Origin of the sequence: Pseudomonas putida (assembly GCF_002025705.1) — a bacterium.
Classification (GTDB): domain Bacteria; phylum Pseudomonadota; class Gammaproteobacteria; order Pseudomonadales; family Pseudomonadaceae; genus Aquipseudomonas; species Aquipseudomonas putida_J.
Genome location: NZ_CP018846.1, coordinates 2,823,335 through 2,844,712, shown reverse-complemented (window position 1 = coordinate 2,844,712; position 21,378 = coordinate 2,823,335). Strand labels below are relative to the sequence as shown.

Below are 21,378 nucleotides of genomic sequence, written 5' to 3'. Positions count from 1 at the left end.
CTCCTTGGAGGGTGAAAACGGCAAGCCTAGCGCACTTGATCGGGTCATGTCTCGCCGGGCTTGCAGCAGTCTGTCACATACGGGCTGCGGCCTCGCGCAGCAGGGTTTCGGTCGCGCTCCAGCCCAGGCAGCCATCGGTGATCGACACGCCGTATTTCAGCGCGCCCTTGCCCAAGGCCTGGCAACCGTCGAACAGGTGACCTTCGAGCATGACCCCGACAATCGAGCGGTCACCGGCCAGGCGCTGGGCCAGCACATCCTCGAACACCGCTGGCTGGCGAGCAGGGTCTTTTCCGCTGTTGGCATGGCTGCAGTCGACCATGATGCGTGCCTGCAAGCCGGCCTTGGCCAAGCCCTGGCGGGCCTGGGCGATGCTGCTGGCATCATGGTTCGGGCCTTTGTGGCCGCCGCGCAGCACCAGGTGAGTGTCCGGGTTGCCCAGGGTTTCGATGATTGCCGGGTAGCCCTGCGTGTCCATGCCGAAGTGGCGGTGCGGGGCCGCCGCGCTGCGCATGGCGTCACAGGCAATGCCGACGCCGCCGTCGGTGCCATTCTTGAAGCCGACCGGCAGCTCCAGGCCGCTGACCATCTCCCGGTGAATCTGCGACTCGGTGGTGCGTGCGCCAATCGCCGCCCAGCCCAGCAGGTCGTCGAAGTAGCCGGCGGCCATCGGTTGCAGCAACTCGGTGGCGATCGGCAGGCCACGTTCGATCATGCTCAGCATCAAGCCACGGGACAGGGCGATGCCGGCGTGCATGTCGTCGCTGCCGTCCAGGTGCGGGTCGTAGGCCAGGCCTTTCCAGCCCACCGTGGTGCGGGGTTTTTCCACGTAGGCGCGCATCACCAGCAGCAGCTTGTCATCGACTTCACGGCTGAGGGCGGCCAGGCGGTCGGCGTATTCCAGGGCCGAGCGGGGGTCGTGGATCGAGCATGGGCCAACGATTACCAGCAGGCGCTCATCGCGGCCTTCGAGAATGGCGCGGATGGCCTGGCGGTGGCTGTGGACTTGCTGGGCGAGTTCGCTGGAAAGCGGCATCTGCTGCTTGAGCAGGTGCGGGCTGGGCAGGCGATGGCTGACGGTGGTGTTGGCAGCTTGCGGTTGGGTCAGGGGCAGAGCGAGGTTCGAGGCTTGCATGGCGTATGTTCCCTGGGCGGACGGCGGGTTCTGGCCCGCGCGGTCGGCCCTATCGAGGTGTTCGACTATTCGTTGATTGATTGTCTGCAGCATTGCCACCGGAGAGCGACCGATCGGAGGCGGCAGGCTGGCCCGAACGGGATTGGCTAAATCGCCAGGCATAGGTGCTTGCGTAGTAATAAGTGGCGTAGTTCATGAATCTTTCCTCAGTTCGAATCGGTAAAAGTGCAATGGCCTGAAAAGCAAAACCCCCGGTCGGGGAGCCGACCGGGGGTTTGAGTATTCTCATGTTCGGCGGCCCCTCGAAGGTGGGCGCCGTGTGGGTATCGGCGCCTAGTGGCTAAACCAATACCCAAAATAAAAGCTGGCAGCAGCCTGGCAGCCGGCAACGGCCAGCACAGGGCGCAGGGTGCGACCGGTGTGGTTGGCGTGGTTGCGGGTGTGTTTCGGCATGTTGCTCTCCAGTGAATGAGCCCGAGCTTACTTCAGGCGATGCGCACTGTTCAATGGATAAATGCTATCGGGTCGATATTTGCACAAAACGGATAGCACTCTGCAGGCGATGGATATTGCCACCCCAGGGCACCCCCTAACCTGACCCGGTCTGAACAATAACAATGGAGACCCTGGCCATGTCCCTGGGATTCGACTACCTCAATGCCATGCTTGAGGACGACCGTGAAACGGGCGTCTATCGCTGCAAACGCGAGATGTTCACCGACCCGCGCCTGTTCGACCTGGAGATGAAGCACATCTTCGAAGGCAACTGGATCTACCTGGCCCATGAAAGCCAGATCCCCGAAAAGAACGACTTCCTCACCCTGACCATGGGGCGCCAGCCGATCTTCATCGCGCGCAACAAGGACGGGGAGCTCAATGCCTTCCTCAACGCCTGCAGCCACCGCGGCGCCATGCTGTGCCGCCACAAGCGCGGCAACCGCGCAAGCTATACCTGCCCGTTCCATGGCTGGACCTTCAACAACAGCGGCAAGCTGCTCAAGGTCAAAGACCCGAGCAATGCCGGCTACCCCGACAGCTTCAATTGCGATGGCTCCCACGACCTGACCAAGGTCGCCCGCTTCGAGTCGTACCGTGGCTTCCTGTTCGGCAGCCTGAATGCCGAGGTCAAGCCACTGGTCGAGCACTTGGGCGAGTCGGCGAAGATCATCGACATGATCGTCGACCAGTCCCCTGAAGGCCTGGAAGTGCTGCGCGGTGCCAGCTCGTACATCTACGAGGGCAACTGGAAGCTCACCGCCGAAAACGGCGCCGACGGCTACCACGTCAGCTCCGTGCACTGGAACTACGCCGCCACCCAGAACCAGCGCAAGCAGCGCGAGGCGGGCGACGAGATCAAGACCATGAGCGCAGGATCCTGGGCCAAGCAGGGCGGTGGCTTCTATTCCTTCGACCACGGCCACCTGTTGCTGTGGACCCGTTGGGCCAACCCCGAAGACCGCCCGGCCTTCGAGCGCCGCGACCAGCTGGCCGCCGACTTCGGCCAGGCCCGTGCCGACTGGATGATCGAAAACTCGCGCAACCTGTGCCTGTACCCCAACGTGTACCTGATGGACCAGTTCAGCTCACAGATCCGCATCGCCCGGCCGATTTCGGTGAACAAGACCGAAATCACCATCTACTGCATCGCACCGAAGGGCGAGAGCGCCGATGCCCGCGCCAAGCGCATCCGCCAGTACGAAGACTTCTTCAACGTCAGTGGCATGGCCACCCCGGACGACCTGGAAGAGTTCCGCTCCTGCCAGACCGGTTACGGCGGCGGCACCGGCTGGAATGACATGTCCCGTGGCGCGCAGCATTGGGTCGAAGGCGCCGACGAGGCGGCGAAGGAAATCGAACTCGAGCCGCTGCTGTCGGGCGTGCGCACCGAGGACGAAGGCCTGTTCGTGCTGCAGCACAAGTACTGGCAGGAAACCATGATCAAAGCCCTCGAACAGGGCCAGCAGCTGATCCCGGTGGAGGCTGTGCAATGAGCCTGCATGACACCGTACGCAACTTCCTCTACCGCGAAGCGCGCTACCTGGACGACGCCCAGTGGGACCAGTGGCTGGAGCTGTACGCCAGCGACGCGACCTTCTGGATGCCGTCCTGGGACGATGACGACACCCTGACCGAAGACCCGCAAAGCGAAATCTCGCTGATCTGGTACGGCAACCGTGGCGGCCTTGAAGACCGCGTGTTCCGGATCAAGACCGAGCGCTCCAGTGCGACCGTGCCGGACACCCGCACCTCGCACAACATCAGCAACATCGAGATCGTCTCGCAGTGCGAGGGCAGCTGCCAGGTGCGCTTCAACTGGCACACCCTGAGCTTTCGCTACAAGACCACCGACAGCTACTTCGGCAGCAGTTTCTACACCCTCGACCTGCGCGGTGAGCAGCCGCTGATCAAGGCCAAGAAGGTGGTGCTGAAGAACGACTACGTGCGTCAGGTCATCGACATCTACCACATCTGATCCGAGGTAACGCGAGCCGCTCGGTGTGCCAACTGGCGCGCCGCGGCCAGGCTCGCCCGCGAGGTGCAACATGAGCTTCCAGATCGCACTTAATTTCGAAGACGGGGTTACCCGCTTCATCGAGGCCAGCGGCCATGAAACCGTGGCCGACGCCGCCTACCGCCAGGGCATCAACATCCCGCTGGACTGCCGCGACGGCGCCTGCGGCACCTGCAAGTGCAAGGCCGAGTCCGGGCGTTACGACCTGGGCGACAACTTCATCGAAGACGCCCTGAGTGAAGACGAGATTGCCGAAGGCTACGTGCTGACGTGCCAGATGCGCGCCGAAAGCGATTGCGTGGTGCGCATCCCGGCGTCGTCGCAACTGTGCAAGACCGAACAGGCCAGCTTCGAAGCCGCCATCAGCGATGTGCGCCAGCTGTCGGCCAGCACCATCGCCTTGTCGATCAAGGGTGAGGCACTGAGCCGCCTGGCGTTCCTGCCGGGGCAGTACGTCAACCTCAAGGTGCCGGGCAGCGACCAGAGCCGCGCCTATTCCTTCAGCTCGCTGCAGAAGGACGGCGAGGTCAGCTTCCTGATCCGCAATGTGCCGGGCGGGTTGATGAGCAGCTTCCTTACCAGCCTGGCCAAGGCCGGCGACAACATGAGCCTGGCGGGCCCGCTGGGCAGCTTCTACCTGCGGCCGATCCAGCGCCCGCTGTTGCTGCTGGCCGGTGGTACGGGCCTGGCACCGTTCACGGCGATGCTGGAGAAGATTGCCGAGCAGGGCAGCGAGCACCCGCTGCACCTGATCTACGGGGTGACCAACGATTTCGACCTGGTCGAGCTGGACCGCTTGCAGGCGCTGGCCGCGAGCATCCCCAACTTCACCTTCAGCGCCTGCGTGGCCAACCCCGACAGCCAGTACCCACAGAAGGGGTACGTGACTCAGCACATCGCACCGCAGCACCTCAATGACGGTGACGTCGATGTGTACCTGTGCGGGCCACCGCCGATGGTCGAGGCCGTGAGCCAGTACCTGCGCGAGCAGGATATCAACCCGGCGAACTTCTACTACGAGAAGTTCGCGGCGGCTGCGGCCTGAGTTTTCCTGGGGCTGCCGGCATCGTGCGGGTGAAGGTGGCCTCTTTTTATTGACTGCGGGATTGCCGGGGCCGCGCTGCGGCCCTTTCGCGACACAAGGCCGCTCCTACAAGGGACCGCGGTGTTTGTAGGAGCGGCCTTGTGTCGCGATGGAGGGCAAAGCCCTCCCGGCAATTCCAGATTGAAAGGAGTTCGAAATGAACAACCGATTCCACAACAAAGTCGCCTTGGTCACCGGCGCCGCCCAAGGCATAGGCCGTGGCGTGTGCTGGCGGCTCAAGGCCGAAGGCGCGCAGGTGGTGGCGGTGGACCGTTCCGAGCTGGTCCACGAACTGGCCGGGGAGGGCATGCTGACCCTCATCGCCGACCTCGAACAGCACACCGACTGCGCCCGGGTCATGGCCACGGCGGTGGAAACCTTCGGCCGCCTCGACATCCTGGTCAACAACGTCGGTGGCACCATCTGGGCCAAACCCTTCGAGCACTACCAGGTCGAGCAGATCGAGGCCGAAGTGCGGCGCTCGCTGTTCCCGACCCTGTGGTGCTGCCATGCGGCGCTGCCGTACATGCTCGAACGTGGCAGCGGCGCCATCGTCAACGTCTCGTCGATCGCCACCCGAGGGGTCAACCGCGTGCCTTATGGCGCGGCCAAGGGCGGCGTCAACGCACTCACTGCATGCCTGGCCTTCGAAACTGCTGGCCGCGGTATCCGCGTCAACGCCACCGCCCCCGGCGGCACCGAGGCGCCACCGCGCCGGGTGCCCCGCAACAACGCCGAGCAGAGCGAGCAGGACAAGGCGTGGTACCAGCAGATCGTCGACCAGACCCTCGACAGCAGCCTGATGCACCGCTACGGCAGCATCGACGAGCAGGTCGGCGCAATCCTCTTCCTGGCCTCGGACGAGGCCTCCTACATCACCGGCGTGACCCTGCCGGTAGGGGGCGGTGATCTCGGCTGAACCCTCCCCATGCAAAGCCCCCATGCAAAGCGTTCCTCCAAAACAACAACAACAGAGACAGATGCCATGCGAACCCTTGACGTACACCCGATCATCGACAACGCCCGTTTCACACCCTTCCACTGGGGCGTCATGGCCCTGTGCGGCCTGCTGCTGATCTTCGACGGCTATGACCTGTTCATCTACGGCGTGGTGCTGCCGGTGATCATGAAAGAGTGGGGGCTGAGCCCATTGCAGGCCGGTGCGCTAGGCAGCTACGCGCTGTTCGGCATGATGTTCGGCGCACTGGCGTTCGGCAGCCTGGCCGACCGCATCGGGCGCAAGAAAGGCATCGCCATCTGTTTTGCCTTGTTTTCCGGGGCGACCATTCTCAATGGCTTTGCCAGCAGCCCCAGCGAGTTCGGCATCTACCGCTTCATCGCCGGCCTCGGCTGTGGCGGCCTGATGCCCAATGCCGTGGCGCTGATGAACGAATACGCCCCCAAACGCCTGCGCAGCACGCTGGTGGCGATCATGTTCAGCGGCTATTCGCTGGGCGGCATGCTCTCGGCGGGTGTCGGCATCTTCATGCTGCCGCGTTTTGGCTGGGAATCGATGTTCTTTGCTGCTGCAGTGCCGCTGCTGCTGTTGCCGGCAATCCTCTATTACCTGCCCGAGTCCATCGGATTCCTGGTGCGCCAGGGCCGTACCGATGACGCCCGCAAGTTGCTCAAGCGCCTGGACCCGGGCTGCGATGTGCAGGCAGACGACGTGCTGCAGGCAACCGACCGCAAAGGTGGCGGCACCTCGGTGCTGGACTTGTTCCGCAATGGTTTGGCCATCCGTACCCTGGCCCTGTGGCTGGCGTTTTTCTGCTGCCTGCTGATGGTCTACGCACTGAGCTCGTGGCTGCCGAAACTGATGGCCAACGCCGGCTACAGCCTGGGCTCGAGCCTGTCGTTCCTGCTGGCCTTGAACTTTGGCGGCATGGCCGGGGCGATTCTCGGTGGCTGGCTGGGCGACCGCTACAACCTGGTCAAGGTCAAGGTGGCCTTCTTCATCGCGGCGGCGCTGTCGATCAGCCTGCTTGGCGTCAACAGCCCGATGCCGGTTCTCTACCTGCTGATCTTCATCGCCGGTGCCACCACCATCGGCACGCAGATCCTGCTGTATGCCGGTGCCGCCCAACTCTATGGCCTGTCGGTGCGTTCCACCGGCCTTGGCTGGGCGTCGGGCATCGGCCGCAATGGCGCCATCGTCGGCCCGCTGCTCGGCGGTGCGCTGATGGGCATCAACCTGCCGCTGCAACTCAATTTCATCGCCTTCGCCATCCCCGGCGCGATTGCCGCGCTGGCCATGGCCGTGCACCTGGCCAGTGGCCGCCGCCAGGCGCAGGTGGCAACGGCCTGACTCTTCTACTGACTGAAATGGAGCTTTTGCATGACAAGCCCGACCATCGAACGGCTGGACGCGATCATCGTCGACCTGCCGACCATCCGCCCGCACAAGCTGGCCATGCACACCATGCAGCAGCAGACCCTGGTGGTGCTGCGCCTGCGCTGCAGCGACGGCGTGGAAGGCATCGGCGAGGCCACCACCATCGGCGGCCTGGCCTATGGCTACGAAAGCCCCGAGGGCATCAAGGCCAATATCGACGCACACCTGGCGCCAGCGCTGATCGGCCTGCCAGCGGACAACATCAACGCCGCCATGCTCAAGCTCGACAAGCTGGCCAAGGGCAATACCTTCGCCAAGTCCGGCATCGAAAGCGCCTTGCTCGACGCCCAGGGCAAGCGCCTTGGCCTGCCGGTCAGCGAGCTGCTCGGCGGGCGCGTGCGTGACAGCCTGGAAGTGGCCTGGACCCTGGCCAGCGGCGACACCAACCGCGACATCGCCGAGGCCGAGCACATGCTGGAGGTGCGTCGCCACCGGGTGTTCAAGCTGAAGATCGGCGCCAACCCGTTGGAGCAGGACCTGAAGCACGTGATGGCGATCAAGCGCGAGCTGGGCGAGCGCGCCAGCGTACGCGTCGACGTCAACCAGTACTGGGACGAATCGCAAGCCATCCGCGCCTGCCAGGTGCTGGGCGACAACGGCATCGACCTGATCGAACAGCCGATTTCGCGCATCAACCGTGGCGGCCAGGTGCGCCTGAACCAGCGCAGCCCGGCGCCGATCATGGCCGACGAATCCATCGAGAGCGTCGAAGACGCCTTCAGCCTGGCTGCCGATGGCGCCGCCAGCATCTTCGCTCTGAAAATTGCCAAGAACGGCGGCCCGCGCGCCGTGCTGCGCACCGCGCAGATCGCCGAAGCGGCGGGCATCGCCCTGTACGGCGGGACCATGCTCGAAGGCTCGATCGGCACCCTGGCGTCGGCCCATGCCTTCCTCACCCTGCGCCAGCTGACCTGGGGCACCGAGCTGTTCGGGCCACTGCTGCTGACCGAAGAGATCGTCAATGAGCCGCCGCAGTACCACGACTTCCAGTTGCACGTGCCACGCACCCCGGGCCTGGGGCTGACTCTTGACGAACAACGCCTGGCGCGCTTTGCCCGCCGCTGAGAAACACACCCCACACTGTGGGAGCGGGCTTGCCCGCGAAACAGGCAACTCGGTGGATGGCACGGGCTTCGCCCGTGTTCGCGGGCAAGCCCGCTCCCACAGGTTCGCGGCTGAAGCCGCTCCTACAAGAAGCCGTGCACGCCTTTGGACATTTGCAAGACAGGAGAAAGCAGCATGCTGTTCCACGTGAAGATGACCGTGAAACTGCCGGTCGACATGGACCCGGCCAAGGCCGCGCAACTGAAGGCCGACGAGAAGGAACTGGCTCAGCGCCTGCAGCGCGAGGGCACCTGGCGCCACCTGTGGCGCATCGCCGGGCACTACGCCAACTACAGCGTGTTCGACGTGCCCAGCGTCGAGGCGCTGCACGACACCCTGATGCAGCTGCCGCTGTTCCCGTACATGGACATCGAGGTCGACGGCCTGTGCCGCCACCCCTCGTCGATCCACAGCGACGACCGCTGATCCCAGCCTTTTGCACAAGAACAAGATGAGGTAACCATCATGACCGTGAAGATTTCCCACACTGCCGATATCCAGAAGTTCTTCGAAGAAGCCGCCGGCTTTGCCAATGACGAGGGTAGCCCGCGCCTGAAACGCATCATTCAGCGCGTGCTGCAGGACACCGCACGCCTGATCGAGGACCTGGAAATCACCGAGGACGAGTTCTGGCACGCCGTCGACTACCTCAACCGTCTCGGCGGGCGCGGTGAAGCCGGGCTGCTGGTGGCGGGCCTGGGCATCGAGCACTTCATCGACCTGCTGCAGGATGCCAAGGACGCCGAAGCCGGCTTGAGCGGCGGCACCCCGCGCACCATCGAAGGCCCGCTGTATGTGGCCGGCGCGCCGCTCGCCCAGGGTGAAGTGCGCATGGACGACGGCAGCGAGGAGGGCGTGGCTACCGTCATGTTCCTCGAAGGCCAGGTGTTCGACCCTCAGGGCCAGCCGCTGGCCGGGGCCATCGTCGACCTGTGGCATGCCAACACGCGTGGCACTTACTCGTTCTTCGATCAAAGCCAGTCAGAGTACAACCTGCGCCGGCGCATCGTCACCGATGCCGAAGGCCGCTACCGCGCCCGCTCCATCGTGCCGTCGGGCTATGGCTGCGACCCGCAGGGCCCGACCCAGGAGTGCCTGGACCTGCTCGGCCGTCACGGCCAGCGCCCGGCCCATGTGCACTTCTTCATTTCGGCACCCGGCCACCGCCACCTGACCACGCAGATCAACCTGGCCGGGGACAAGTACCTGTGGGATGACTTTGCCTATGCCACGCGTGACGGGCTGGTGGGTGAGGTGGTGTTCCATGAAGGGGCTGAAGGCCGCCATGCCGAGTTGAAGTTCGACTTCCAGTTGCAGAAAGCCCTTGCAACCGAGGATGAGCACCGCAGCGGGCGTCCTCGGGCACTTCAGGAAGCCTGATACACCGCGCTGGCTTCTTCGCGGGCAAGCCCGCTCCCACAGGATCACCACAAACCTATGGATGTGCGCCATCCCTGTGGGAGCGGCGGTTCGGCGCCCCGATTCACCCGCGAAGGAAGCAACACAGAACAAGAGCCTGCCACCAAGGCCGGCCTGAGCCTTGCGAGAAATCCCATGAAAACCCTGCTCAAGGACTGCTCCCTGTCAGCCCTGGTCGCCGGCTGCATCGCGACCCTGATTTCCTACGCCGGCCCGCTGGTGATCATCTTCCATGCCGCCGAAGCCGCCGGCCTGTCCCACGGCATGCTGTCGTCCTGGGTCTGGGCCGTGTCCATGGGCAGTGCCGTGCTCGGCGCCGTGCTCAGCCTGCATTATCGGGTGCCGGTGGTGATCGCCTGGTCGATCCCGGGTTCGGCGCTGCTGGTCACCGCCTTGCCGCATCTGGGCCTGGAGCAGGCGGTGGGTGCGTACCTGGTGGCCAACCTGGTCCTGCTGCTGATTGGCATCAGCGGGGCCTTTGACCGCATCATTGCGCGCCTGCCAGGCTCCATTGCGGCCGGCATGCAGGCCGGTATTCTTTTCAGCTTCGGTACCGAGGTTTTCCGGGCACTGCCGGTGCAGCCCGTGCTGGTCCTGGCCATGTTCACCACCTACTTGCTGATGCGCAGGCTGCAACCGCGGTACGCCGTGGCCGCTGTGCTGTGTGCAGGCGCCGTGGTGACCTTGGCCAGCGGTGCCTTTCGCAGCGAGGCGCTGGTGCTGGAGCTGGCTTCGCCACAGTGGATCACCCCGCAATTCAGCCTGGCGGCAACCTTCAGCCTGGCGCTGCCCATGGTGCTGGTCGCACTGACGGGGCAGTTCATGCCGGGCATGGCCGTGCTGCGCAACGCCGGTTACGGCACGCCGGCCAGCCCGTTGATCAGCGCCAGCGCGCTGGCCGGTGCGCTGCTTGCGCCGTTCGGTTGCCATGGCCTGAACCTCGCAGCCGTCACCGCCAGCCTGTGCACCGGCCCTGAAGCCCATGAAAGCCCGCGCCGGCGCTACGTTGCGGCCGTCGCGGGCAGCGCGGTGTACCTGCTGCTGGGGATTGCCGGGGCAACGTTGATGTCGTTGTTTGCCGCGTTCCCGGCGGCATTGATTGCCGCGCTGGCCGGCCTTGCCCTGTACGGCGCAATCAGCGAGGCCCTGGCGCGCAGCCTGGCCGAACCCAGCGAACGCGATGCCGGGCTGTTCACCTTCCTGGTCACCGCTTCGGGGGTGTCTTTCCTTGGCCTGTCGGCGGCGTTCTGGGGGCTGCTGTTCGGCCTGCTGGCCCATGCGCTGCTGCGCCTGCGTCGCCCGCAACCCAGGGAGGTGCTGCGCCGCACGCCCTGAAACCCGTGTTCCCCCGCGCTTTATCCATAACAACAAGATCAAGAGAGCTTCGGAATGAACCACATCCCTTGCGTTGCCATCGGGCTGACTTTGCTCAGCCCTTCCTTGCTCGCCGCCGAAGGCGGTTTCTTCGAGGATGCCAAAGCCAGCCTCAGCGCCCGCAATTACTACTTCAGCCGTGACTTTTCCGATATCGTCGGTGCCAACCAGCAGTCCAAGGCCGAGGAATGGGCCCAAGGCTTCATCCTCGACTTCAAGTCCGGCTACACGCCGGGCCCGGTTGGCTTTGGCGTCGATGCCCTGGGGCTGCTCGGCATCAAGCTCGACAGCAGCCCGGACCGGGTCAACACCGGTTTGCTGCCGGTGCACGGTGATGGCCGCGCAGCCGACGAGTACAGCCGCATCGCACCCACGCTCAAGGCCAGGCTGTCGAAGACCGAACTGCGCGTGGGCGAATTGCAACCCAACCTGCCGGTACTGACCTTCAGCGATATCCGCCTGCTGCCGCCGACCTATCAGGGCACCAGCATCAGCTCGGCGGAAATCGACGGGCTGACCGTGCAGGCCGGGCACCTGACCAGCACGCACCTGCGCAACGAGGGCGGCGACGGCAAGATGAACGCCATGCTTGGCCACGTGCCCCAGCGCCAGGCCGAGAGCGATGCCTTCAACTATGTGGGCGGCGACTATGCGTTCAATGCCAACCAGAGCAGCGTCAGCCTCTGGTACGGGCAGCTTGAGGACATCTACCACCAGGGGTTCGTTGGCCTGAAGCACAGCAAACCAGTGGGGGACTGGGTGCTGAGCGCCAACCTTGGCTATTTCACCGCCCGCGAGGATGGCGATGCGCTGCTGGGCCGGATCGACAACCAGGCGTTCTTCTCGATGTTCACCGCCCGGCATGGCGGCCACAGCTTCCACGCCGGCTACCAGGGCATCTATGGCGACAGCCCGTTCCCACGGGTGTTCGCCAATATCTCGCCGTTGGGCAATGAAGTGCCGACCTATGAGTTCGCCTATACCGACGAGCGCTCGTACCAGGTGCGTTATGACTACAACTTCGCGGCGATGGGCGTGCCAGGGTTGACGGCAACGGTACGCTACATCACCGGCAACAATGTCGACACGGGCCAGGGGTACGAGGGCAAGGACCGTGAACGCGATCTGGATCTTGGCTATGCCGTGCAGAGTGGCGTGCTCAAGGGGCTGGGTATCAGGGTGAGGAATGCCATGGCGCGGTCCAACTACCGCAGTGACATCGACGAGAACCGGTTGACCCTGGTGTACACCTGGCAACTGTTCTAAGGCATTACCGGCCATTTGTTGTCACACAGCAGAGATTGCGCCACCCAGGTATCGGGGGTTAGGTTTCCTCAATTGTCATTGAGGAAGCCTGACATTGGACTCCATCACCCAAGCCGTGCTCGGTGCTGCGCTGCAAGGCACGGTGCTCGGCCGCATCCAGGGCCGCCGCTCGCTCATCTATGGCGCTGCACTGGGCACCGTGCCGGACCTCGACGTGGTCATTCGCTACGCCGACCCGGTGTCGCAGATGACCTACCATCGCGGTTTCTCCCATTCGATCTTCGTCCTCACCGGGCTGGCCTTGTTGCTGGCCTTGTTGGTCAACCCGCTTGCCCGAACGCGGTGGCCCGACAAAGGGTATACCCTGGCGCGGCTGTTCCTGGCGTTCTGGCTGGTACTGGTGACCCACCCCATCCTCGATACGTTCACGGTCTACGGCACTCAGCTGTTCTGGCCGCTGCAGTTCACCCCGCTGAGCTGGGCGGCAGTGTTCATCATCGACCCTGTGTATACCGTGCCGCTGTTGCTGGCTGTCCTGTACGCCGCCTTCAAAGGGTTGAAGGCGAGAGCCGTGCAGGTGTTGAGCCTGGCGCTGGTGTTCAGCACAGCCTACCTGGGGTTTGGTCTGGCCGGGCGCATCGCCGCCGAGCAGCGTTTTCAACTGGCGCTCGAGCAGCAAGGCATCCAGGCAAGCGAGGTACGTGCCGTGCCAATCGCGTTCAACAGCCTGGTCTGGCGGGTGCTGGCCAAGACCACGGATGGCTTCTATTACGAAGGCATCAGCAGCACCTTTGACCGCGAACCACCGGAAATGCAGCGCCTGCCACTGAACCTGGAGGCGGGCAATGCCCTGCAGGATGCGCCTCTGCTCGAACGCCTGCGCTGGTTTACCGGAGGCTGGCTGCGCTATGACGTGGTCGGCGACCAGCTGGTGGTCACGGACCTGCGCATGGGCATCCCCGGCAACTACACCTTCCGTTTCAACATGGCCCATCGCGATAGCCAGGGGCAGTGGGTTGCCGATACGCCAAGCCGCGGGGCCGGCGCTGGTATCGGAGCGATGCTGCAAAACGGTGACCTGGCATTGATCTGGCGGCGCATCCTCGACCAGCAACCGCCATTGCCATTGGCCGCCTGGAGCGAGCGTTGAGCGCATGCCCTTGCAATACTGCGATTCGCACCCATTTAAGCCGGCCTTCAGTATGCCCAGGAACCCGCCATGGAACCCAACCGCTTCGGCGACATCGCCGCCTTCGTCAGTGCCGTGAAGGCCGGCAGCTTCACCGCCGCGGCGGCCAGCCTGGGCCTGACCCGCTCGGCGGTTGGCAAGAGCATCGCCCGGCTGGAAGCGCGCATGGCGGTGCGCCTGCTAAACCGCACCACGCGCAAGCTGAGCCTGACCGATGAGGGCCTGGTGGCCTTCGAGCGCTGGCGGCAGATTCTCGACGACCTGGATGAGGTGGAAAGCACCATGGCGCAGCGCCGTGGCAAACCCACCGGCACCTTGCGCCTCACCGCACCGCTGTCGCTCGGCCAGCGTCATGTACTGCCGATTCTCGATGCCTACCTCAAGCAGTGGCCAGACCTACGGGCAGACATTCGTTTCACTGACCGTTTCGTCGACCTGGTCGAGGAGGGCGTCGACGTTGCCGTGCGCATCGGCGCGCCCAAGGAAGATTCGCAGCTGTTGACCCGCACGGTCGCCTGGCAGCAGTTCGTCACCTGCGCCTCGCCCGAATACCTCGGTCAGCACGGCGTGCCGCAGGCACCAGCGGCCCTTTACGGGCATGACAAGATCACCTTCCTGGCTGGCGAGAAGTCGATGCCCTGGCGCTTCCATACCGCCGAAGGGCTGCACCTGTGCGAGGAGCCCGGGCGGTTGAACATCGACAGTTCCGAGGCAATGCTCGACGGCGCACGGGCCGGTTTCGGCCTGATTCACCTGCCAACCTACATCACCGGCAACGACCTGCGCGCAGGCACGTTGGTGGAGGTGTTGCACGGCTACCGGCCGCCAGCCGATCCGATCCGCGTGGTTTACCCGAGCAAGCGGCACCTGTCGCCAAGGGTACGCGGGTTCATCGACCTTCTGGTGGCGAGCTGGGAGCAGGGAGTGCCCTGGGAGGACTGATTGGGGACTGCCAGGCCCGTATGTGGGGCCTGATTTCGGGTTTATCGCTGGTGTAGCAGCGCAGACACTGGCGTCACTGATAATCCATCTGGAGACCCCATGACTGCACTGTCCGTACTGGATCTGGTCATGATTGGCGAAGGCAAGACCTTCGCCGACGCGATCGAAGAATCCCGCCAGCTCGCTCGCCATGTCGAGCAGCATGACTACCGCCGCTACTGGACCGCCGAGCACCACGACATGCCCGGCATCGGTTCGGCCGCCACCGCGTTGGTGATCAACGAAATCGCCAATGCCACCCAGCATATTCGCGTCGGTGCCGGCGGCATCATGCTGCCCAACCACGCACCGCTGGTAGTTGCCGAGCAGTTCGGCACCCTCGACACCTTGCACCCGGGCCGTATCGATCTCGGCCTGGGGCGCGCGCCCGGCACCTCCGGGCCGACCGTGCGGGCCTTGCGTGGTGCTGCACCGGAGCGCGACTTCAGCCAGGACATCGCCGAGCTGCGCGACTACCTGGCCGACAACGGCAAGCGCCAGGTCCGCGGCGTACCGGGGGCGCACGAGGTACCGGTGTGGATCCTCGGCTCCAGCCTGTTCGGTGCCGACCTTGCAGCGAAGCTGGGGTTGCCTTACGCCTTTGCTTCGCACTTCGCGCCGCGTTACCTGCTGCAGGCGATTGCCCATTATCGGGCGAACTTCCAGCCTTCGGCGCAACTGGCCAAGCCGTATGTGATGGTAGGCGTGAACCTGTTCGCCGCCGACAGCGACGCCGAAGCGGATTACCAGGCCAGCTCGCACCGCAAGTGGATGCTGGACTTGCACGTCGGGCGTTTTGGCTTGTTGCCCAAGCCGCAGGAAGGGTATGTGCAGAGCCTGCCCGGACACGAGCGGGCGGTACTGGAGCAGGTGATGGCCTGCAGCATTGCCGGTGGGCCAGAGCGGGTGCGTGAGGGGCTGCGGTCGCTGATCGAGCAGACCGGCGCGGATGAGCTGATGATCGACTGCCGGATCCATGATCCGCTGGCGCGGTTGCGCTCGCATGCTTATGCGGCGCGGGCTTTGGCTGAATTGGAGTAGGGCTTGGGGTTGTGGTGGTGCGTAAATCGCGCGCCGCCCGCGCGGCGCATCGCGGATGAATCCGCTCCTACATTTGTTGCAACGTGCCGAACCTGTTACGCCATGGTCGCCAGCCTTGGTGCATGTCTTGAGTATTGCAAACAAGGCTGACAACCATGGCCTCACAGGCATGGCCACGTTGCAACAAATGTAGGAGCGGATTCATCCGCGATGCGCCGCGCGGGCGGCGCTCGATCTCAAAGGCGCTGAATATCTCGCGTCGATCCCTCAGGCCTGCTTCAGGAACGGATAATCCGTATACCCCTCAGGCCCGTTGGCATAGTCGAACTGCGCACGATGCTCGTTCAACGGCGCCTGCACCCGCAGCCGCTCCACCAGGTCCGGGTTGGCGATGTAGCTGCGCCCAAAGGCAACGGCATCGATCAGCCCACGACCGATCAGGTCTTCGCCTTTCTCGGCGGTATAGGCGCCCGCCGCGATGATCACGCCGGGGTAGGCTGCCCGAATCTGCTCACGGAATGAATCGCGCAGCGGCTTGCCACCCGCCCAGTCCGGCTCGGACAGGTGCAGGTAGGCGAGGTTGCGCTTGGCCAGTTCCTTGATCAGGTACAAGCCGGCAGCTTCCTGGTCTTCGCCGTTGTCCACGCCATTGAAGCCACCCAGCGGGAACACACGGATACCAATGCGATCAGCGCTCCAGCTGGCGATCGCCGCGTCCACGGCTTCGAGCACGATACGCGCACGGTTCTCGACGCTGCCGCCGTAACGGTCTTCGCGCTGGTTGGCGCTCGGGGTAAGGAACTGGTGCAGCAAGTAGCCGTGGGCGGCATGCAGTTCGATGAAGTCGAAACCGGCCTCACGGGCGTTGGCAGCAGCCTGGCCGAAGTCGGCAACGATCGCGGCAATCTCGTCTTCGCCCAGGGCACGGGGAGCGGAAGTTTCCACCCGCACCAGGTTGCCTTGTTCGTCGCGCAGGGTAGTGCGGGCGTTGGCCGGCAGGGCCGACGGCGCAACCGGTGCTTCACCGTCGGGTTGCAGCGAGGTGTGCGAAACGCGACCGGTGTGCCAGACCTGCACGGCGCTGTGGCCGCCTTCGGCGTGGATGCCCTGGTTGACCACTTGCCAGGCGGCGATCTGTTCGGCGCTGTGAATGCCTGGCGAGCCGGAATAACCCTTGGCCTGGAAGGAGATCTGCGTGGCTTCGGTGATGATCAGGCCGGCGCTGGCGCGCTGGCGGTAGTACTCGGCCATCATCGGTGTAGGTACATCGCCAGGTTCGAGGCTGCGCAGGCGGGTGAGCGGGGCCATGAACACGCGGTTGGGCAGGGTCAGGGGTCCGATCTGCAGGGGTTGCAAGAGTTTCATTGCTGCTCCAAAGGTGGAAAAACCAATGGCGCGAACGATACCGGGATGATTGGGGAAAGGGGGGACCGAGACCCCGGCGCAGAGCTCCCTAATGGCTTTTGCCTGCACTGGCCTCTTCGCGGGCAAGCCCGCTCCCGCCGGGGTATCGCTGCCTTGAAGAGGGTGGTGACCCTGTGGGAGCGGGCTTGCCCGCGAAGAGGCCAGTGCAGGAGAACGCTCAGCGACGAGCCAACCGCCCGCTGACAAAATGCGCCACATCATTGAACCCTGGCGTCGACGCATGCCCCGGTGTCACCAGCGAATCGATGAACGCCTCGTCTTGCGCCGTGATCTTCACCTCCAGCGCCCCGCCATAGGTATCCCACTGCGCCTCGGTGCGCGGCCCGACGATGGCCGAACTCACCAGCTGGCTATTCAGCACCCAGGCAATGGCGAACTCGACCAGCCCCACGCCCTTGGCCTGCACGTAATCCTGCAGCTGCCGGGCAATGGCCAGCGACTCCTGGCGCCATTCCACTTCCATGATGCGTTTGTCCTGGCGCGCCGCGCGGCTGCCGGCCTCGGGCTCGGCACCCGGCGCATACTTGCCGCTGAGCACGCCACGGGCCAGTGGGCTGAACGGCACCACGCCCAGGCCGTGATACGCGGCGGCGGTCATCTGCTCAGGTTCCGCCTGGCGGTTGACGATGTTGTACAGCGGCTGGCTCACCACCGGTTTGGCCACCCCCAGGCGCTCGGCGATGTTGCAGATCTCGGCAATGCGCCAGCCGCGATAGTTGGACACCCCCCAGTAGCGGATCTTGCCTTGCTGCAGCAGGTCGCCGATGGCGCGCACGGTCTCTTCCAGCGGCACCTTGTGGTCTTCGCGGTGCAGGTAGTAAATGTCCAGGTAGTCCAGGTGCATGCGCGTCAGCGTGGCATCGATGCCATTGAAGATGTGCTTGCGCGACAACCCGCTGCGGTTGGGCAGGCCATCGGTCGGCCCCATGCCGACCTTGGAGGCAACGACCCAGTCCTGGCGATGGCGCGCCACCGCTTCGCCGACGATCTCTTCGGAGCGGCCGGCATTGTAGACGTCGGCGGTATCGATGAAGTTGATGCCCTGGTCCCAGGCCTTGTCGATGATCCGCAGCGCATCCTCGGTGCTGGTCTGCTCGCCGAACATCATGCTACCCAAGGTCAGGGCGGAGACTTGCAGGCCGGAATGGCCAAGGGGACGGTACTGCATGATCGAGATCCTTTGAGCAGAGAGGTCCTTCAGCTTTTACACACTACGTCACCCGTTTGGAAGCCAGGCCATGGCGTTTCAGCTGGAAAAGTGACGGTGGCAATAGAGAATTGACTGTGTGAACATTTGCCGCTTTGAATGAAATGCGACAGGGACAGCCGCCAATGAATCCTCACTTCACCACTCATGAAAATGCTGAGTTGCCGCCTTTGCCGCAGGCTGCGTATGCCCGCATCGATGACATAGAGATAAGTCGGCGTGGAAAGCTCGCCCGGGTGAGTTTTGACATGGTGGACCGTGATTGGTTTGAACGGCATCGTAATGATGTAACTATCGACTTTGAACGCATGCCCCTGTTTCATGCAGAAATCAGTGTGCGACTGGACACCGCGTGCTCTTTCAGGCCACTGACCAATTACATGCGTGATATGTTTGCTGGGTGGCGCCATGCTTGCATCGAACGTGAACAATGCTGGGGGCGATGGAGGTGCTACAAGCATTATCGAGTCAATGACTGTCCTCCTTCCCCGGATGAGGGGCAATGGTTTCTCTTGACGCAGTCTAATTCCAAAATTTCACACCATACAAAGATCTATCGAACACTATCGTCGGATTCCGAAAGCCTTAAGATGGAAGTGTCGACGGTACATGACCAAAGGCTGGACGAGGTTTTTCGTCTGGTCGGAGAGCGGCAAGCCTGGTTGGAACAGCCCGAAATGGATCTCCTGAGAGAGGTTGCCTGCGAAGAAGTGGTTGTATTCGATGTAGGGCAAGGCAATGCTAATGGACTGCTAAAAAGAGATCCGGTGAATGGCGGACCATTGCGGCCTACTTTATATTTCGATACCGGTGGTGGCGTCTACAGCAACCAACACACGCGCCCAAGCCAGATAGTGTTGGATCCCGGCGAAGCCAAAGCGATAGTTTTATCGCATTGGGACCAGGATCACTGGGTCGGAGCAACCCTTCATCCCAACTTGGGATTGCTGGGTAAAACGTGGATCGCACCGGATCAGGTGGTGGGGCCGAAGCACGTTGCCTTTTCCGAAACCATCAAGAAAAACAATGGCAGGGTAGTCTTGCTGACCGACACTTCCACGACTGTAGAGCGCCTTGTTTTACATAATGGAAAAGTATTGAAAGTTACTCGGGGGAGTGGCAGTCGGAGAAATGACAGCGGCCTGGTGCTGGCAATTGAGGCCACCACTGATGCAGGTCAGTCTTACAGTATCGTTTTGACAGGTGACTGCGATTACCGATTTTTCAGTCATCTCAAGACCAGTCCGGTAAAGGCTTTGGTCGTTCCTCATCACGGTGCTGCTTTGACCAGTTCTGAGGCCGACATTCCAGCGCCAAGCCAGGCGTCTGTGCTGGTTTACTCATTTGGCCCTCAGAATGCGAACGGTCCCTCACGTGTCAGGCACCCAACCTCGAGTTGCATGGTACTTCACAGTTCAAAATGGAACCACGGAGATTGGGATCCAGCGAAGCCGGGTTTCACCGATCCAGGCCCACATGTGCAAGCTACCTGTGATCACGTTGGGAGCCGCCGCAACGTGATCATTGCCTGCTGAACGCAGCAGATTAGCCAGTGCAACAAATGCTCGTCTGGAAAAAGGTCGAATCGTTCAACTGATCAGGTTGAGCGCTTCGGCCCGGCTCAACGGCCTCTTCATTCGTTGTGACAACATCGCCATGGCATCCGAGTAACCCTTGGCAATCACCGCCTCGACCTGATCGCCAATGCACTGCAAGGCAATGAAATCGCCTTTCTCCGGTTCGCCGACAAACTCGATGCGGTCCCAGTCACGCGCATGCCCCAGCACCTCGTAGGTGCGCCCGTGTTGGTAGGTCCAAAAGAACGGTACATCGTTGTAGCGGCGTTGCTCGCCCAACATGTTGGCCGCCGCGATCACCCCGTGTTGCTGGGCCAGGCGCCAGTGCTCGATGCGCACCGGGTGCCCGGCGTGGGGGAAGGTGGCGATATCGCCCGCAGCCCACAGGCCATCCGCCGCATGCAGTTCGGCATCCACCGGCAACGACTGGTCTTTGGCCAGTTGCACGCCTTGCACGAAGGCAGTGGCCGGCTTTACACCGGTACCCAGCAGCACCAGAGGCGTCAGCAGCTTTTCGCCATTGGCCAGTTGCACGGCCTCGACCTTGTCTTCACCCAGGAAACGCTCGACCTCGGTCGGGCCATGGAACACCACGCCCTTGCGTTCATGCAGCTGGCGAATGGAACGCCCGATGCGCTCACCCAGCTGTTTGGCCAAAGGCACTTCGTGTCGGGTGACCACATGCACCTCTGCGCCATATTTGCGCAGCGCCGAGGCAGCTTCCAGGCCGATGAAACCGTCACCGACGATTACCACGGGCTGCCCGGGTTCGGCAGCATCGAGCAGGCGTGCGGCATCTTCGCGCGAGCGCAGGGTCATGATGCCGGGCAGGTCGACGCCTGGCAGTGCCGGGCGCAGTGGCTTGCCGCCAGTGGCCAGGAGGGCGGCGTCGTATTCGATGTGGTGCCCATCGGCGAGGGTGATCTGGCGCTTTTTCGCGTCCAGTGCAAGGACCTTTCCGAAGCGCCGGTCCAGATGGCCTCTGCGTAGCTGGTCGGGCTCGAGCAAGGCTGACACCTCGTCGGGCGCCATCTCCCCGGCGATGACGAATTTGCTCAAGGCGGTGCGGTCGTAGGCCGGTTGCCGCTCTTGATCGAGCCAGATCAGGTGCCCGCCAAAACCGTGGTCGAGCAGCGTGGCGACTGCCGCCGAGCCGGCCGCACCGGCACCGATCACCACAAAGGTACGGGCATCGCTATGCCGAGGTGGCTCGCTTTTCGGCATCGGCTGATCATCGACCCACACCTCACCATCTTTTACCCACGCCCTGTACCTGCGAAGGTCAGTCAGCGCTGGTGGTTCACACACCGCACCCTCATCGACGGCAAACGCGGCCTTGTGCCAGGGGCAAACCAGCAGGCCGCCGCAGATCACGCCTTCTTCCAGTGGGGCGCCTTCATGCGGGCAGTTGCCCTGGTAGGCGTGCACCTGATCGCCCTGGCGGATGAGGATCATTTCTTCGTTGCCGGCCTGGACGCGCAAGGGGCGTTTGGGGGCGAGCTGATCGAGGCGGGCCACGGCGTGCTGGGTCATGGGGCTTCTCCAAAGGGGGGCCTTTGGAACCATTTGACGCCTGAGGTGGGAGGGGTGTTCGTTGATCTGACGATCGGTGGGGGTACGGCGTTTTGCGTGTTTTTGCTGCTATCGCGGCGGTTCGGTACCCCGAACC

General features: G+C 63.5%; 18 protein-coding genes. 14 read left to right on the top strand and 4 right to left on the bottom strand.

Annotated elements, in window-relative coordinates:
• Positions 1 to 73: 73 nt before the first annotated feature.
• Positions 74 to 1,135 (bottom strand): 3-deoxy-7-phosphoheptulonate synthase, encoded by a 1,062-nt coding sequence (locus tag BUQ73_RS12740; protein WP_079228251.1) that lies wholly within the window; start codon positions 1,133 to 1,135, stop codon positions 74 to 76.
• A gap of 632 nt (positions 1,136 to 1,767) precedes the next feature.
• Between BUQ73_RS12740 and benA the strand changes: the two genes are divergently transcribed.
• From benA to BUQ73_RS12675, 13 genes are all read left to right on the top strand, one after another.
• Positions 1,768 to 3,126 carry a benzoate 1,2-dioxygenase large subunit gene (gene benA, locus BUQ73_RS12735; protein WP_079228250.1) on the top strand — a complete coding sequence of 453 codons (1,359 nt, stop codon included), beginning with the start codon at positions 1,768 to 1,770 and terminating at the stop codon, positions 3,124 to 3,126.
• Positions 3,123 to 3,608 (top strand): benzoate 1,2-dioxygenase small subunit, encoded by a 486-nt coding sequence (gene benB, locus BUQ73_RS12730; RefSeq protein ID WP_079228249.1) that lies wholly within the window; start codon positions 3,123 to 3,125, stop codon positions 3,606 to 3,608. Before benA ends, benB begins: the two co-directional genes overlap by 4 nt.
• Positions 3,609 to 3,678: 70 nt before the next feature.
• A complete protein-coding gene (gene benC / locus BUQ73_RS12725) occupies positions 3,679 to 4,692 on the top strand; it encodes a benzoate 1,2-dioxygenase electron transfer component BenC (protein ID WP_079228248.1) in 1,014 nt (337 codons plus the stop codon).
• A 196-nt stretch (positions 4,693 to 4,888) separates the two neighbouring features.
• Entirely contained in the window at positions 4,889 to 5,650 is a 762-nt protein-coding gene (locus tag BUQ73_RS12720; RefSeq protein WP_079228247.1) for a 1,6-dihydroxycyclohexa-2,4-diene-1-carboxylate dehydrogenase, read from the top strand.
• 66 nt (positions 5,651 to 5,716) lie between these two features.
• The gene (locus BUQ73_RS12715; RefSeq protein ID WP_079228246.1) at positions 5,717 to 7,039 is read left to right on the top strand and encodes an MFS transporter; all 1,323 of its coding nucleotides are present in this window, start codon (positions 5,717 to 5,719) and stop codon (positions 7,037 to 7,039) included.
• Positions 7,040 to 7,069: 30 nt separating this feature from the next.
• Positions 7,070 to 8,191 carry a muconate cycloisomerase family protein gene (locus tag BUQ73_RS12710; RefSeq protein ID WP_079228245.1) on the top strand — a complete coding sequence of 374 codons (1,122 nt, stop codon included), beginning with the start codon at positions 7,070 to 7,072 and terminating at the stop codon, positions 8,189 to 8,191.
• Positions 8,192 to 8,365: 174 nt separating this feature from the next.
• The gene (gene catC / locus BUQ73_RS12705; protein WP_003256111.1) at positions 8,366 to 8,656 is read left to right on the top strand and encodes a muconolactone Delta-isomerase; all 291 of its coding nucleotides are present in this window, start codon (positions 8,366 to 8,368) and stop codon (positions 8,654 to 8,656) included.
• A 39-nt stretch (positions 8,657 to 8,695) separates the two neighbouring features.
• Entirely contained in the window at positions 8,696 to 9,610 is a 915-nt protein-coding gene (gene catA, locus BUQ73_RS12700; protein WP_079228244.1) for a catechol 1,2-dioxygenase, read from the top strand.
• A gap of 174 nt (positions 9,611 to 9,784) precedes the next feature.
• On the top strand, positions 9,785 to 10,984 hold the full coding sequence (locus BUQ73_RS12695) for a benzoate/H(+) symporter BenE family transporter (RefSeq protein ID WP_079228243.1): 1,200 nt from the start codon (positions 9,785 to 9,787) through the stop codon (positions 10,982 to 10,984).
• A gap of 54 nt (positions 10,985 to 11,038) precedes the next feature.
• Entirely contained in the window at positions 11,039 to 12,289 is a 1,251-nt protein-coding gene (locus BUQ73_RS12690; RefSeq protein WP_079228242.1) for an OprD family porin, read from the top strand.
• A gap of 94 nt (positions 12,290 to 12,383) precedes the next feature.
• A complete protein-coding gene (locus BUQ73_RS12685) occupies positions 12,384 to 13,439 on the top strand; it encodes a metal-dependent hydrolase (protein ID WP_079228241.1) in 1,056 nt (351 codons plus the stop codon).
• A 69-nt stretch (positions 13,440 to 13,508) separates the two neighbouring features.
• Positions 13,509 to 14,420 (top strand): LysR family transcriptional regulator, encoded by a 912-nt coding sequence (locus BUQ73_RS12680; RefSeq protein WP_079228240.1) that lies wholly within the window; start codon positions 13,509 to 13,511, stop codon positions 14,418 to 14,420.
• Positions 14,421 to 14,519: 99 nt separating this feature from the next.
• Positions 14,520 to 15,500 carry an LLM class flavin-dependent oxidoreductase gene (locus BUQ73_RS12675; RefSeq protein WP_079228239.1) on the top strand — a complete coding sequence of 327 codons (981 nt, stop codon included), beginning with the start codon at positions 14,520 to 14,522 and terminating at the stop codon, positions 15,498 to 15,500.
• A gap of 267 nt (positions 15,501 to 15,767) precedes the next feature.
• On the opposite strand, the gene BUQ73_RS12670 is transcribed toward BUQ73_RS12675, so the two are convergent.
• Together BUQ73_RS12670 and BUQ73_RS12665 are read right to left on the bottom strand one after the other, a co-directional pair.
• Positions 15,768 to 16,865, bottom strand: a complete 1,098-nt coding sequence (locus tag BUQ73_RS12670; protein WP_079228238.1) for an alkene reductase — start codon at positions 16,863 to 16,865, stop codon at positions 15,768 to 15,770.
• 217 nt (positions 16,866 to 17,082) lie between these two features.
• Complete coding sequence (locus tag BUQ73_RS12665) at positions 17,083 to 18,093, bottom strand: aldo/keto reductase (RefSeq protein ID WP_079228237.1); 1,011 nt, start codon at positions 18,091 to 18,093, stop codon at positions 17,083 to 17,085.
• A gap of 164 nt (positions 18,094 to 18,257) precedes the next feature.
• Between BUQ73_RS12665 and BUQ73_RS28010 the strand changes: the two genes are divergently transcribed.
• Complete coding sequence (locus BUQ73_RS28010) at positions 18,258 to 19,667, top strand: hypothetical protein (protein ID WP_152031547.1); 1,410 nt, start codon at positions 18,258 to 18,260, stop codon at positions 19,665 to 19,667.
• 54 nt (positions 19,668 to 19,721) lie between these two features.
• Here BUQ73_RS28010 and BUQ73_RS12660 read toward each other — a convergent pair whose 3' ends face one another.
• Positions 19,722 to 21,242 (bottom strand): FAD-dependent oxidoreductase, encoded by a 1,521-nt coding sequence (locus BUQ73_RS12660; protein WP_079228236.1) that lies wholly within the window; start codon positions 21,240 to 21,242, stop codon positions 19,722 to 19,724.
• Positions 21,243 to 21,378: the final 136 nt, after the last annotated feature.

What these genes read in the sequence shown, in the direction of transcription:
- BUQ73_RS12740 (WP_079228251.1), bottom strand. Translation starts at nt 1,135, where the DNA reads ATGCAAGCCTCGAACCTCGCTCTGCCCCTGACCCAACCGCAAGCTGCC.
- benA (WP_079228250.1), top strand. Translation starts at nt 1,768, where the DNA reads ATGTCCCTGGGATTCGACTACCTCAATGCCATGCTTGAGGACGACCGT.
- benB (WP_079228249.1), top strand. Translation starts at nt 3,123, where the DNA reads ATGAGCCTGCATGACACCGTACGCAACTTCCTCTACCGCGAAGCGCGC.
- benC (WP_079228248.1), top strand. Translation starts at nt 3,679, where the DNA reads ATGAGCTTCCAGATCGCACTTAATTTCGAAGACGGGGTTACCCGCTTC.
- BUQ73_RS12720 (WP_079228247.1), top strand. Translation starts at nt 4,889, where the DNA reads ATGAACAACCGATTCCACAACAAAGTCGCCTTGGTCACCGGCGCCGCC.
- BUQ73_RS12715 (WP_079228246.1), top strand. Translation starts at nt 5,717, where the DNA reads ATGCGAACCCTTGACGTACACCCGATCATCGACAACGCCCGTTTCACA.
- BUQ73_RS12710 (WP_079228245.1), top strand. Translation starts at nt 7,070, where the DNA reads ATGACAAGCCCGACCATCGAACGGCTGGACGCGATCATCGTCGACCTG.
- catC (WP_003256111.1), top strand. Translation starts at nt 8,366, where the DNA reads ATGCTGTTCCACGTGAAGATGACCGTGAAACTGCCGGTCGACATGGAC.
- catA (WP_079228244.1), top strand. Translation starts at nt 8,696, where the DNA reads ATGACCGTGAAGATTTCCCACACTGCCGATATCCAGAAGTTCTTCGAA.
- BUQ73_RS12695 (WP_079228243.1), top strand. Translation starts at nt 9,785, where the DNA reads ATGAAAACCCTGCTCAAGGACTGCTCCCTGTCAGCCCTGGTCGCCGGC.
- BUQ73_RS12690 (WP_079228242.1), top strand. Translation starts at nt 11,039, where the DNA reads ATGAACCACATCCCTTGCGTTGCCATCGGGCTGACTTTGCTCAGCCCT.
- BUQ73_RS12680 (WP_079228240.1), top strand. Translation starts at nt 13,509, where the DNA reads ATGGAACCCAACCGCTTCGGCGACATCGCCGCCTTCGTCAGTGCCGTG.
- BUQ73_RS12675 (WP_079228239.1), top strand. Translation starts at nt 14,520, where the DNA reads ATGACTGCACTGTCCGTACTGGATCTGGTCATGATTGGCGAAGGCAAG.
- BUQ73_RS12670 (WP_079228238.1), bottom strand. Translation starts at nt 16,865, where the DNA reads ATGAAACTCTTGCAACCCCTGCAGATCGGACCCCTGACCCTGCCCAAC.
- BUQ73_RS12665 (WP_079228237.1), bottom strand. Translation starts at nt 18,093, where the DNA reads ATGCAGTACCGTCCCCTTGGCCATTCCGGCCTGCAAGTCTCCGCCCTG.
- BUQ73_RS28010 (WP_152031547.1), top strand. Translation starts at nt 18,258, where the DNA reads ATGAATCCTCACTTCACCACTCATGAAAATGCTGAGTTGCCGCCTTTG.
- BUQ73_RS12660 (WP_079228236.1), bottom strand. Translation starts at nt 21,242, where the DNA reads ATGACCCAGCACGCCGTGGCCCGCCTCGATCAGCTCGCCCCCAAACGC.